The organism is Streptosporangium sp. NPDC000239 (assembly GCF_040300765.1).
Lineage (GTDB): Bacteria > Actinomycetota > Actinomycetes > Streptosporangiales > Streptosporangiaceae > Streptosporangium.
The window spans coordinates 346,076-358,375 of sequence record NZ_JBEPEI010000005.1; the positions used below are offsets into that span (position 1 = coordinate 346,076).

Here is a 12,300-nt window from a genome sequence, read left to right on the forward strand (position 1 = left end):
CGCCGTCCGACGGCGCGCGGACACTAACGTTCGATGACCTCGTTCTTGCCGATGACCACGATGCCGTTCTGGGTCACCGCGAAGCGGCTGCGGTCGTATTCGAGGTCGAAGCCGATCCTGGCGCCGTCCGGGATGACCACGTTCTTGTCGATGATGGCCCTGCGGACGACGGCGCCCCGCCCGACCTTCACGTTGCCCATCAGCACCGAGTCCTCGACCCTGGAGTGGGAGTGCATCACCACGCCGGGGGACAGGACGGAGCGCTCGGCCAGGCCGCCGGAGACGATCACACCGGCGGAGACGAGCGAGTCCACGGCCCGCCCGATCCGGTCGCCGTCGTTGTGCACGAACTTGGCCGGGGGCAGCGGATCGTGGCCGGTGTAGATCGGCCACTGGGTGTTGTAGAGATTGAAGACCGGGTGCGCCGAGATGAGGTCCATGTGGGCCTCGTAGTAGGCGTCCAGGGTCCCCACGTCCCGCCAGTAGCCCTTGTCCCGGTCGGTCGAGCCGGGCACGACGTTGTCGGCGAAGTCGTAGACCTCGGCGCTGCCCGACTTCACCATCATCGGGATGATGTTCCCGCCCAGGTCGTGTTTGCTGGTGGGGTCGAGCGCGTCCTCCCGCAGCGCGTCGAGCATCGCCTGGGTTCTGAAGACGTAGTTGCCCATCGAGGCGTACACCTGGTCGGGCGCGTCGGGAAGGCCGACGGCGTCCTTGGGCTTCTCCCGGAAGGCGGCGATCTTCCGGCCCGCCGGGTCCGTCTCGATCACGCCGAACTGGTCGGCCAGTGAGAGGGGCTGCCTGATCGCGGCGACCGTCACCTCCGCGCCGGAGTCGACGTGCTGGGCCACCATCTGGCGGGGGTCCATCCGGTAGATGTGGTCGGCGCCGAACACGATGACGTGCTCGGGCATCTCGTCGTAGACCAGGTTCAGGTTCTGGAACAGCGCGTCGGCGGAACCGGAGAACCAGTGCGGGCCGAGGCGCTGCTGGGCGGGCACCGGGGTCACGTAGTTGCCCAGCATCGACGTCAGCCGCCAGGTCTGGGAGATGTGCCGGTCGAGACTGTGGTTCTTGTACTGCGTCAGCACCACGATCTGCAGGTAGTTGCCGTTGGCCAGGTTCGACAGGACGAAGTCGACGAGCCGATATATCCCCCCGAAAGGTACTGCGGGCTTGGCCCGGTCAGCCGTCAGCGGCATCAGCCGTTTACCTTCACCACCGGCGAGCACGATCGCGAGGACTCTCATATGCAGGACCCTAACCTGACGCACTGGGATGAAACACTAGGGTGATCGCATGCGCGTTGATCTGCTGAGCCGTGAGTATCCGCCCGAGGTGTACGGCGGGGCGGGGGTTCACGTCGAGTACCTCGCCCGTGAGCTGCGCCGGCTTGCGGACGTCCGCGTCCGGTGTTTCGGTCCGCCTCGTCCCGAGGAGGGGGTCACGGGTTACCGGGTTCCCGAGGGGCTCCAGGAGGCCAACGCCGCGCTGCGGGTGCTCGGCGTCGACCTGGAGATGGCGGCGGGCTGCGCGGGCGCCGATCTGGTGCACAGCCACACGTGGTACGCCAACTTCGCCGGTCACGTCGCCAAGATGCTGTACGGCACGCCGCACGTGGTCACCACGCACAGCCTGGAGCCGCTGCGCCCGTGGAAGGCGGAGCAGCTCGGCGGCGGCTACACGCTGTCGTCGTGGGCCGAGCGCGGCGCGCTGGCGACCGCGGACGCGATCATCGCCGTCTCCGAGGGGATGCGCCGTGACGTGCTGGCCTGCTACCCGGAGATCCCGCCGGAGCGGGTCAGCGTGATCCACAACGGGATCGACACCGGCGAGTACGCCCCGGACCACGGCGTCGACGTGCTGGCCCGGCACGGGATCGACCCGGGCAGGCCGTACGTGGTCTTCGTCGGGCGGATCACCCGGCAGAAGGGACTGGTCCACCTGCTCCACGCGGCCAGGGAGTTCGACCCGGGGGCGCAGCTCGTGCTGTGCGCGGGCGCGCCGGACACCCCGGAGATCGCCGAGGAGGTCGCCGGGCTGGTGCGGGGGCTCGAACAGGAGCGGGAGGGCGTCGTGTGGATCTCGGAGATGCTGCCGCGTCCCGAGGTGATCCAGATCCTCACCCACGCCACGGTCTTCGTCTGCCCCTCGGTCTACGAGCCGATGGGCATCGTCAACCTGGAGGCCATGGCCTGCGAGACCGCCGTCGTCGCCACCGCGACCGGGGGCATCCCCGAGGTGGTCGCCGACGGTTCGACCGGCCTGCTGGTCCCGATCGCACAGTCGGCCGCCGACGGCACCCCCGACGACCCCGAGCGGTTCGCCGCCGACCTCGCCGAACGGGTCAACCGGCTGCTCGCCGACCCCGCGCTGGCCGCCGAGCTGGGGGCCGCCGGGCGGGTCAGGGCCGTCGAGCACTTCTCCTGGCCCAGGATCGCCGAGCGGACCATGGATCTGTACCGCTCGCTCACCCGTCCCTGACCGCCGGCGCACCGGGGCCTCAGGACCCGGTGATGAAGTGCAGGATCACGTTGTGCGCGTGGTGGGCCTTCCCGTCGCCGCGGAACTCGACCTCGTAGGTGTGGGTTCCCACATGGACGGCGATGGCCCCGGAGGAGAAGAACGATCCGGCGAAGGACCGGTTGCTCACCACGCTCACCGCGGAGATCCTGGCGTAGGGGATGCTGGTGAGGGCCATCCGCTTGCCGACGAAGGACTTGTCCTGCACGATCACCCTTTTGTCGGTCAGGCCGAGAAAACCGGTGCCGGTGCCGATCGCGTCGTAGACGGCGATGATCTTTTCCCCCGGCAGCAGGCCGCTCTCGATCTGCTGCAGTTGTTCCTTCCGGTCATAGACGATCTTCGTCATCGGACTCCCGTTCCGTGGGGATGCGTCGTCCGGAGAAACGGACGGGACCGGGAGGGCGGTTCCATCGGTCGGTAAGGTCGGGGCCGTGAAATTTCAGATGAGGATCACCGACCGCCACGGCGGTGTCAGCGCGGAGCCGTACCACGGCCGCAATCTCGGCGGCCTGTGCGGCGACGACCCGGAGGCGGTGGCCGCCAACCGGGCCACGACGGCCGCGGAGTTCGGCCTCGAACGGGTCGTGTTCATGCGGCAGGTGCACAGCGCCGACGTCCGTCACGTGACCGAGCCCTTCGGGGACGATCCGCCGCCGCTGGACGGCGTGTGCACCGACGTTCCCGGCCTCGGCCTGGCGGCGTTGTGCGCGGACTGCGCCCCCGTCCTGCTGGCCGACCCGGTGGCGGGACTGGTCGGGGCCGCGCACTCGGGCAGGGTCGGCACCGTCCTCGGCGTCGTCCCGGCCCTGGTCGAGGAGATGGTCCGGCGGGGCGCCGATCCGGCGCGGATGACCGCTCTGATCGGCCCGATGGCCTGCGGCAGCTGCTACGAGGTGCCCGCGGCCCTGCGCGCCGAGGTCGCGGCCGTGCTGCCCGAGGCGTGGTCGATCACACGCGACGACACCCCCGCCCTCGACCTGCGCGCCGCGATCAACTCCCAGCTGGGCAAGGCCGGGGTGCGTGAGGTCACCCACGACACCCGCTGCACCATCGAGACCGAGGACCTGTTCTCCCACCGCAGGGACGGCAGGACCGGCCGCTTCGCCGGCTATGTCTGGCTGGAGCCCTGACCCGAGGGGAGAGGGCCCCGGCGTCAGCCCGCGGCCAGGACGCTCCCGTAGGCGCGGGCGGCCAGATCGGCGATGAGGCCGTGCGCGCCCAGCGGGGCGGCGCACTCGGCGTCGATCCGCGCGGCGGTGGCGCCTGCGAGGTCCGCGCCGGTCTCGGGGCCGATGAGGCAGGGGGACAGCGCGATCCGCTGCGCGCCGATCCCGCGCAGCCGTGCCGCGGCGTCGGCGGCGTCGGGGGCGCTGTCCAGCGAGGCGACCAGGACGGGCAGCGTCAGCCGGGAGGCCAGCAGCACAGCGGTCGGCTGCGCCTCGGCCGCCGCGGCCTCCCCGCCGACCGTGGCCAGGATGACCGCGTCGACCGGGCTGGACACGTTGAGCAGCCGCATCCGGTCGGCCCTGGCGAGGTCCCGCTCCGCGAGGCGGATGTGCAGCGCCTCCGCCAGCAGCGGGTGCGGCCCCAGCGGCTCGGTGACCGTGACCGTGACCCCGCTGGCCGCGACCGCCCCGGCGATCAGCGGGTCGGCGACCGGGTGCGGGCCGGTCAGCAGCGGAACCACGACGGCGGCGGTGCCGTCCTGCGGCCGTTCCCGGCCGGAGTCCTCCAGCGCGGCGACCAGCTCCTTGCCGTCCTCGCCGAGACCGACGAGACGGACCTCGATCTGCGGGTTGTCCCCTCGGATCAGGGCGGTCAGTTCGGCGGCGACACCGGAGCCGTCACCGAGCGTGGCCAGCACCAGCGCGGGTGCCTCCGGCGGAAGGTGGGAGGGCACGGGTCTGCGGTGCCTGCCTGACGGCCGCACGGCGCGCCCGCGTACGGGGAGGATGGAACTCTCACTCACATGCGCGGACTCTAGGCCCATTTCACGCTTTCCGTCAGCGAAAAAGGCGGCAATTCCGTCACGACATTTCCGAGGGTGGAGGAACACGCCGTTCGACCGTTCCAAGTTCGCTGAGCAGCGCCTGACTGCGTTCCGCCCAGTGGGCCAGACCGAGCGCGCGGTGGGTGGCGACGGCCGCGCGGGCGTGTTCCCGCGCCGCCTCGGTACGGCCGAGCCGCGCGGCCAGCCCGGCCAGCACATGGTGGGTCGAGCCCCACGCGACACAGCCCGTGCCCGCCACGACCAGCTGGTCGGCCCAGGGCAGGAGCGCCTCGTAGAGCGGCCCGGGCTCCGGCACGCCGATCCCGGCGGAGACGGCCCCCCAGACGGGCAGCAGGAAGTCGGCGATCCAGTCCTGCCCGACCTCGGTGCCCCAGCGCTCGGCCAGCTCCCGCGCCAGGTCCGGCCTGCCCGCCTCGACCGCGGCCAGTACGGCGACCGGGCGCAACGGGACCATCGGCGCCCGCTCCGCCGCCTCGACCAGCTCGTCGAGCACGAGCCGCGGCCGGCCCCGCCCGCTCTCGCAGACGAACCTCGTCAGCAGCCTGCGGAACTCGGCGCCCTGCCACAGGCTGGAGCCGTACCGGACGTCGTCGAAGGCGCCGATGAGCGCCTCGGCGTCCGCCCAGCGTCCCTCCAAGGTGCACCTTGCGGTCTCGGCGATGCGCACCATCGCCTCAAGCTCGGGGCGGCGCACCTCGTCGAGGAGTTCCTCACAACGGGCCAGGTCGCGGTCCCAGGCCGTCAGGTCGCCCGCGCGCAGCAGGCAGGCCATCCGCAGCACCCGCGCCACGAGCTCGGCCGCCCTGGTCAGCCCCGGTACGGCCAGCATCTCCCCGGCCACCGCGAGCCGTTCGGCGTTGCGCCCGGGGACCCAGCTGACCAGCAGGTGGTTGTTCAGGGTGCGGGCGAGCAGCCCGGGGTCGCCCAGGGAGCGGGCGATCTCCACCGCCCGCGTGGCGTGCAGCTCGCCCTCGGCGCGCCGGGGCCCGTAGTACAGCTCCATGCCCAGTGTGCCCAGCAGCGCGGCCCGGTCGTGCTCGGTGAGCGGCCCGGCGAGCAGGTCCTCCAGGACGGCGATCATCCGCTCGTCGACCACGCCGTACGGCCGCCAGTTCCACACGGCGAGCCCGCCGAAGACGGTGACCGCCGAGACCAGCGTGGCGCGGTCGCCGGTGCGCAGGGCCAGGCCGATCGCCTCCTCCAGGTCGCCGAAGGCACCCTCGGCGTCCCCCACGGTACGGCGGGCCTGCCCGAGCTCGGTCAGCACCGCGCACCGGCCCGCCTCGTCACCGGAGGGAAGACAGGACAGCGCCAGCTCCCACAGCTCGACGGCCTCGGCGTAGGCGAGCCGCTCCACGGCCTGCCGCGCCGCGTGCCCCGCGTGTTCGACGGCCCTGGCCGCCCCGCCGACCGAGGAGGCGGCGGCGAAGTGGTGGGCCAGCCGTACCGGCTCGACGCCCGGCGTCCGTTCGAGGCAGCGGCCGATCCTCAGGTGCAGCCGGGCGAGCGCGAGGCGGCTCAGGTCCGAGCAGAGCGCGTCACGCACCAGGGCGTGGGAGAAGCGGTAGTCGAGGCCGCCGGGCACCTCGGCCAGCAGCCCGGTCGCCACCGCGGGTTCGAGCAGGGACATGACCTCCTCGACAGGGACGTCCGTCACGGCTTCGAGCAGGCCCGCCTCCACGTCGCGCCCGGCGACCGCGGCGACGCCGAGCAACTCCCGCGTCCGTTCGGGGAGCCTGGCGACGCGCCGGCCGATGACGTCGCGCGCCCCGGGCGGCAGGGCGGAGGACAGTCCTCGCTCGCTCCTCCTGAGGCGCACCAGCTCACCCAGGTAGAAGGGGTTGCCGCCGCTGCGTTCCAGCAGCGCGGCGGCCAGGCCGGGGGTCTCCTCGACCCGGTGCCGCCGCAGGTACGCCGAGACCTCCTCCGCGCCGAACGGCGTCAGCTCGATCCGCTCCGTCTCCGGCTGCCCGGCCAGCGCGCCGAGCGTGTCGCGCAGCTGCCTGGGATGCTCGCCGGGTTCCGGGCGCAGCGTGGCCAGCACCAGCACGGGGCGCCGGGCCAGCTCGCCCGCGACGAAGCCGAGCAGCCGCAGTGAGGAGACGTCGGCCCAGTGCAGGTCGTCGAGGATCACGAGCAGCGGGCCGCCGGTTGCGGTCAGCGTGGAGACGACCGACTCGTACAGCTCGAACAGCGCGGCGTCGGGGTCGGACCCGCCCGTGAGACCGCCGGGCGGCCAGGACCCGGCACCGCACTCCCGCAACACCTGCCGCCAGGGCCAGAAGGCGGGGGCGCCGCCGTCCAGGCAGCGTCCCCAGGCCACCGTGAAGCCCCGGGCCTCGGCCTCCTCGGCGGCGGCCTGGGCGAGCCTGGTCTTGCCGATCCCGGCCTCCCCGGTGACCAGCAGCACGCCGCCGGTGCCGCGCCGTACCGAGGCCAGCCGTTCCCCGACGGACCGGAGCTGGGCGGAGCGCGCGACCAGCTCCTCGCCCGCGGCGGGTGCGACGGTCCGCACGGCCACGGTCGGCGCGGGGGCCTCCAGTTCGGGGGCGTGCCCGAGCACCGCCTCCTCAAGGCGCCTGAGCCGGGGGCCCGGGTCGATGCCGAGGTCCTCGGCGAGCCGCCGTCTGGCCCTGCGCAGCGCGCCGAGCGCGTCGGCCTGCCTGTCCGCGCGGTACAGGGCGAGCGCGAGCAGCCTCCACGACCGTTCCCGGTAGGGGAACTCCTCGGTCAGCGCCTCCAGGGCCGGTACGTGCGCGGCGTCCTCGCCCAGGGCGAGCAGCGCCTCGAAGCGGTCCTCGACGGCCGTGGCCCGGATCTCGGTGAGCCGGGCGACCGAGGGTCTGGCGAAGGCCAGTTCGGCGAACTCCCCGAGCGGTTCGCCCCGCCACAGGGCGAGCGCCCGGTCGAGCGTCTGGCGGGCCTCGGTGTGTTCTCCCCGGGCGAGCGCGCGGGCGCCGTCCTGCGCCCAGGCGGTGAAGCGTGTCAGGTCGACCTGGCCGGGGGCGACGGCCAGCAGGTAGCCGGGCTCACGGGTGAGCAGCACCGAGGGCGGGGTGCGGGGCCTGCGGCCGGGTTCGAGCACCTTGCGAAGGTGCGAGATGTAGGCCTGGAGCGTGCCCGTCGCCCCGGAGGGGGCCTCACCGGCCCACAGCTCGTCGATCAGCCGGTCGAGCGGGATCACCCGGCCGGGGTCGAGGGCCAGCATCGCCAGTACGGCGCGTTCCTTACGGGTGCCCAGACCGAGCGGCCGGTCTGAGGCGTCGCGGACCTCCAGGGTGCCGAACAGGCGGAAGGTCAGCCCTGTTGTCATTTGCCCTCGTATGTCGGCTGTGGTGGTTCGCCACACCCTACGCTCAGAGGGGGGTCAGACGTCCCGGTAGCCCTCCCACTCGTCCTCGATCGCCGAGTGGACGACGGAGTCACGCCAGGTGCCGCGGGCCCGCACGTGGTGCCTGATCCTGCCCTCCTCGACCATCCCGGCCATCAGCATGGTGAGCTGGGCGGCGGTGTTCGCCGGAGACCTGGCGCCCCAGACGCGGTGCAGGCCCAGGTGCCGGAAGCCGAAGACCAGCAACAGCCGGACCAGGTCGGTGCCGATGCCCCTGCCCCAGTGGTCGGGGCGCAGGCCCATGCCGATCTCGGCGCTGTGCGGGTGGTCGTGCTCGATGTGCAGTCTTCCGACGCCGATGGTCCGGCCCTCGGCCACGTCGGTCACCGCCAGGACGTACAGCCTGCGGGGTTCCGTCTCCGCGGCCCGCATCGCCTCGGCGACGATCTCCTCGACCTCCTCGCGCGTCCTGGGGTCGAAGGGAAGGTGCTCGGTCGCCGTGGGGTCGCCGTAGACGGCGTGCAGCGCGTCCACGTCGTCCACGGTGACCTCTCGCAGCCTGAGCCGCCTGCCCGGTATGTCAACGTGGCGCATGCGCAGACGCTAACGCCTTTCCGAGGTCCGCCGCCAGAGATCATTCCGCACGGCAACTATCCCATAGGTAACAAATGTCGCCGTACGCCCGGCTCAGTCGTGCTTCGCGGGGGAGAGGGGACGCCAGGGGACCGGGCTGGACAGGACCATCATGCTCGACGGGTGACCGTACGGCGCGAGCCTGTCGATCAGCTCCTCGAAGGCGATCATGGAGGCCGCGGCGACCCGGATCAGGCAGCAGGTGTCACCGGTCACCCGGTGCACCTCCAGGATCTCCGGCCAGGCCAGCGCCTGCTCGTCGCGGAGCACACAGCGCGGCCCGTAACACGCCATCCTGATCAGCGCGGCCACCCCCCGACCGGCCAGCGCCGGATTGACCCGCGCGTGGTAGCCGGTGATCACGCCCGTCTCCTCAAGGCGCCGCACCCGCTCGGCGACGGCCGGGGCCGACATGTGCACCCGCCGGGCCAGCTCGCTGTAGGACAGCCGCGCGTCGCTCTGCAACTCTGCCAGGAGTGTCCAGTCCATCGCGTCCACTATCACGCTCCGTTATCCGTTAACCGATCGGCTTCGTGACCTTCTGATCGGAAGGCGGAGGACGTCGACCGCCTTCCCTTATTATCCCGATGCTGGACAATGGTGGTGCACTTCGGAAAAGCCCCTCGCCGGAAGCGCGGGGCGGTGCCTCACCTTTCATATCACATGAGGTGACCGGTCGATTACCTGGAGAATTCCCATTGCCGCCCGCCGGCCGTCCCCCGGGGGAGCGAGGAGCGCAACGCCAGGGTGAGGGCCGTCAGCGCCGGGTGCGCCGAGGCCCCCCGCCGGAAGGCGATCCGGGTACGGCGACGCGTCGGCAGCTCGGTGAGCCGGACGTTCCCCGGCGGGTCGGCCGCCCCGAGCCCGGGCACGAGCGCGACCCCCTGCCCCGCGGAGACCATCGCGAGCACGGCGGTGAAGTCGTCGATGTGGTGGCGGATCCTGGGTGAGAACCCGGCCGTCTGGCAGGCCCGCATGGTCATCTCGTAGCAGAGCGTCCCCGGCTTCGACACGATCCACGGGGCGTCGTGCCGCTCGGCGAGCGAGTCGCCCGCCCGGTCGGAGGCCAGATACATCGGCTCGTCGAGCAGCGGCTCGGTGTCCAGCGTCAGGTCGGGCGCCGCGGGCACGAGGTCGTACTCGTGGATCAGCGCGGCGTCCAGGTCGCCCGACCTGAGCCGGGGGGCGACCTCGGCGGGGTCGATCTCGTCGACCATCGGCTCAAGACGCGGATGGTCGCGGCCGAGCGCGGCCAGGGCCGCGGGCAGGATCGTGCGGGTCGCGACCGGGAAGGCGCCGATCCTGATCGTTCCCGCCAGTCCGGTGCGGGCGGTCGCCAGCTCCGCCGCCGCCTGTTCGAGCCGCTCCAGCACGGCCTCGGCGTGCCGTACCAGGGCGGCTCCCGCGGGGGTGAGCGCCACCCGCCTGCCGGTCCGTTCGAGCAGCGCCACACCCGCCTCCCGTTCGAGCGCGGCCAGCTGCTGGGAGACCGCGGAGGGGGTGAACGTCAGGGCCTCGGCCACCGCGGCGATCGTGCCCCGGTGGGAGAGTTCGCGGAGCAGACGGAGGCGGCGCACATCGAGCATCAGTTCAGCTTAACGGTTTCTGAAGGAAACGGAACTGGACCTGTATGGTCGTCGGCCGGAAAGCTGGGGACATGACTCTCAGCGGTGTTTACCTTCCCCTGATCACCCCGTTCGCCGGGAACGGCGAGATCGCCCTGGACGCCCTGGAGGACCTGGCGCGCGCCGCCCTTGAGGAGGGCGCCGCGGGACTGGTCGCGCTCGGCACCACCGCCGAGGTCGCCATGCTCGCCGAGGAGGAACGGCGGGCGGTCGTCGAGGTGTGCGCGAAGGTGTGCCGGGAACGGTCCGCCGAACTGATCGTCGGCGCGGGTTCGAGCGACACCCGGGGTTCGGCCGAGGCGCTGCGCGCCCTGAAGACCTGGCCCGAGGTGACCGGCGCGCTGGTCACCGTGCCCTCCTTCGTCCGCCCCTCTGAGGCCGGGGTGCTGGCCCACTTCACCGCCCTGGCCGAGCAGACGCCGGTGCCGATCGTCGTCTACAACATCCCCTACCGGACCGGCCAGTCCGTCGGCGCCGCCACCCTGCGGCGGATCGGGGAACTGCCCATGGTCGCCGGGGTCAAGCACGCCGTCGGCGGCGTCGACCAGGACACCCTCTCGCTGCTGGCGGACCCGCCGGAGGGCTTCGCCGTACTGGCCGGGGACGACCCCTACCTGTCGGCGCTGCTGGCCCTGGGCGGCTCCGGCGGCATCCTCGCCTCGGCCCACCTGCGCACCGGGCTGTTCGTCGAGCTGGTCGAGGCCTGGCGCTCGGGAGAGGTCGCCCACGCGCGAGCCCTGGGCCACCGCCTGTCCGCCCTGTCGGCGAGCGTGTTCACCGAGCCCAACCCCACCGTCATCAAGGGCGTGCTGCACGCCCAGGGACGCATCCCGACCGCCTCCGTCCGTCTCCCGCTGGTCCCGGCGGGCCAGGACTCCGTCGAGGCGGTGCTGCGCCTGCTCTGACGCCGCCCGGGCTCAGCCGCCCTGGCAGCCCGGGCACCAGAAGAGGTTGCGTCCCGCGAGCACCCCGGTCCTGACCTCGGAACCGCACAGGAAACACGGCATGCCCGCCCGCCGGTAGACGTAGACCTCGCCGCCGTGCTCGTCGACGCGGGGCGGGCGGCCCATCGCCTCAGGGGTGTGCTCCGGCCTGACCGTGTCGATGTGCCCCAGGCGCACTCCTTCGGCCATCAGCTGCACCAGGTCGTCCCAGATCGCCGTCCACAGCTCCCGGGTGAGGTCGCGCCCGGGCAGCGCGGGGTCGACCCCCTGCCGGAACAGCGCCTCCGCGCGGTAGATGTTGCCCACGCCCGCCACGACCGACTGGTCCATCAGCAGCACCCCGACGGCCGTACGGCTGCGCCCGATCCGCCGCCAGGCGAGCTCGGGGTCGGCGTCGGCGCGCAGCGGGTCGGGACCCAGCCTGGCGTGCAGAGCCTTCTTCTCCACCGGGTCGATCAGTTCACAGGTGTTGGGGCCGCGCAGGTCGGCGTACTCGGCGGTGTTGCTCAGGCGCAGCCGTACCACGCCGGTCGGGGCGGGCGGCGGCGCCTGACCGAAGGTGTACTTGCCGTAGATGCCGAGGTGGATGTGGACCCACCGGTCGTCGTCGAAGCCCAGCAGCAGGTGCTTGCCGTGGGCGTCGGTCTCTCTGAGCACCCGGCCGTCGATCTGCGCCGCTCCGGCGGCGAACCTGCCCTGCGGGCTCAGCGCGCTGACGACCGTGCCGGCGAACACCTGCCGGTGCAGCCCGGCGAGCCGGTGAATGGTGTGTCCTTCAGGCATGGTCCACACATGGTACGGCCCCGGCGCTCCGCTCACCCACGGCGAAGACGCAGGACGAGGGTGTGACCGGCCCACGACAGGGCGGCGCCGACGGCGTAGGCCACCAGGTCGGCGGCGCCGAACGTGCTGCCGAGGACCAGCCTGGCCAGCACGCTCGCCTCGGACAGCGCGGCGGGCACCGGGGTCAGCTGGGCGAACTCGACCGCCCAGCTGACGGCCAGGGCCCACGACGCGGCCCGGCCCGCCGGCAGGCGCGGCGCCACGACCACCACCAGCGTGTGGACGAGCACGGTGTACAGGGCGTCCCCGGCGTACTTGCCGAACCAGCCGCCGGTGACCGCGCGGACCGCGAGCCCGGCGGCGACGGTCACGACGGCCGCGGCCACGGCGGCGAGCCGGACACGGGTGGCGGGGGACAGGCGGGCGGGGAGGACTGGCACCCGCCCA

General features: G+C 72.6%; 12 protein-coding genes. 3 read left to right on the forward strand and 9 right to left on the reverse strand.

The window, feature by feature from the left end; all coding sequences use genetic code 11:
* Positions 1 to 23 precede the first annotated feature (23 nt).
* Complete coding sequence (gene glgC, locus ABT340_RS16655; RefSeq protein WP_352011617.1) at positions 24 to 1,274, reverse strand: glucose-1-phosphate adenylyltransferase; 1,251 nt, start codon at positions 1,272 to 1,274, stop codon at positions 24 to 26.
* Between the two features lie 25 nt (positions 1,275 to 1,299).
* On the opposite strand from glgC, the gene glgA reads away from it, so the two are divergent.
* Complete coding sequence (glgA, locus tag ABT340_RS16660) at positions 1,300 to 2,484, forward strand: glycogen synthase (RefSeq protein ID WP_352011618.1); 1,185 nt, start codon at positions 1,300 to 1,302, stop codon at positions 2,482 to 2,484.
* A 19-nt stretch (positions 2,485 to 2,503) separates the two neighbouring features.
* Here the strand turns inward: glgA and ABT340_RS16665 are convergent, their stop codons facing one another.
* Complete coding sequence (locus tag ABT340_RS16665; protein ID WP_352011619.1) at positions 2,504 to 2,872, reverse strand: PH domain-containing protein; 369 nt, start codon at positions 2,870 to 2,872, stop codon at positions 2,504 to 2,506.
* Positions 2,873 to 2,969: 97 nt separating this feature from the next.
* On the opposite strand from ABT340_RS16665, the gene pgeF reads away from it, so the two are divergent.
* A complete protein-coding gene (gene pgeF / locus ABT340_RS16670; protein WP_352011731.1) occupies positions 2,970 to 3,656 on the forward strand; it encodes a peptidoglycan editing factor PgeF in 687 nt (228 codons plus the stop codon).
* A gap of 23 nt (positions 3,657 to 3,679) precedes the next feature.
* Here pgeF and ABT340_RS16675 read toward each other — a convergent pair whose 3' ends face one another.
* The 5 genes from ABT340_RS16675 to ABT340_RS16695 all read right to left on the reverse strand — a co-directional run bounded on the left by ABT340_RS16675 (position 3,680) and on the right by ABT340_RS16695 (position 10,087).
* A complete protein-coding gene (locus ABT340_RS16675) occupies positions 3,680 to 4,495 on the reverse strand; it encodes a sirohydrochlorin chelatase (RefSeq protein ID WP_352011620.1) in 816 nt (271 codons plus the stop codon).
* 58 nt (positions 4,496 to 4,553) lie between these two features.
* The gene (locus tag ABT340_RS16680; RefSeq protein WP_352011621.1) at positions 4,554 to 7,850 is read right to left on the reverse strand and encodes an ATP-binding protein; all 3,297 of its coding nucleotides are present in this window, start codon (positions 7,848 to 7,850) and stop codon (positions 4,554 to 4,556) included.
* A 54-nt stretch (positions 7,851 to 7,904) separates the two neighbouring features.
* A complete protein-coding gene (locus ABT340_RS16685) occupies positions 7,905 to 8,462 on the reverse strand; it encodes a GNAT family N-acetyltransferase (RefSeq protein WP_352011622.1) in 558 nt (185 codons plus the stop codon).
* Positions 8,463 to 8,555: 93 nt separating this feature from the next.
* Positions 8,556 to 8,990 (reverse strand): Lrp/AsnC family transcriptional regulator, encoded by a 435-nt coding sequence (locus ABT340_RS16690; protein WP_352011623.1) that lies wholly within the window; start codon positions 8,988 to 8,990, stop codon positions 8,556 to 8,558.
* Positions 8,991 to 9,181: 191 nt separating this feature from the next.
* Entirely contained in the window at positions 9,182 to 10,087 is a 906-nt protein-coding gene (locus ABT340_RS16695; RefSeq protein WP_352011624.1) for a LysR family transcriptional regulator, read from the reverse strand.
* A 71-nt stretch (positions 10,088 to 10,158) separates the two neighbouring features.
* Here ABT340_RS16695 and ABT340_RS16700 point away from each other — a divergent pair, with 71 nt between their 5' ends.
* Positions 10,159 to 11,031 carry a 4-hydroxy-tetrahydrodipicolinate synthase family protein gene (locus ABT340_RS16700; RefSeq protein ID WP_352011625.1) on the forward strand — a complete coding sequence of 291 codons (873 nt, stop codon included), beginning with the start codon at positions 10,159 to 10,161 and terminating at the stop codon, positions 11,029 to 11,031.
* Between the two features lie 12 nt (positions 11,032 to 11,043).
* On the opposite strand, the gene ABT340_RS16705 is transcribed toward ABT340_RS16700, so the two are convergent.
* Positions 11,044 to 11,853, reverse strand: a complete 810-nt coding sequence (locus tag ABT340_RS16705) for an Fpg/Nei family DNA glycosylase (protein WP_352011626.1) — start codon at positions 11,851 to 11,853, stop codon at positions 11,044 to 11,046.
* A gap of 32 nt (positions 11,854 to 11,885) precedes the next feature.
* Positions 11,886 to 12,293 carry a ribosomal maturation YjgA family protein gene (locus tag ABT340_RS16710; RefSeq protein WP_352011627.1) on the reverse strand — a complete coding sequence of 136 codons (408 nt, stop codon included), beginning with the start codon at positions 12,291 to 12,293 and terminating at the stop codon, positions 11,886 to 11,888.
* Positions 12,294 to 12,300: the final 7 nt, after the last annotated feature.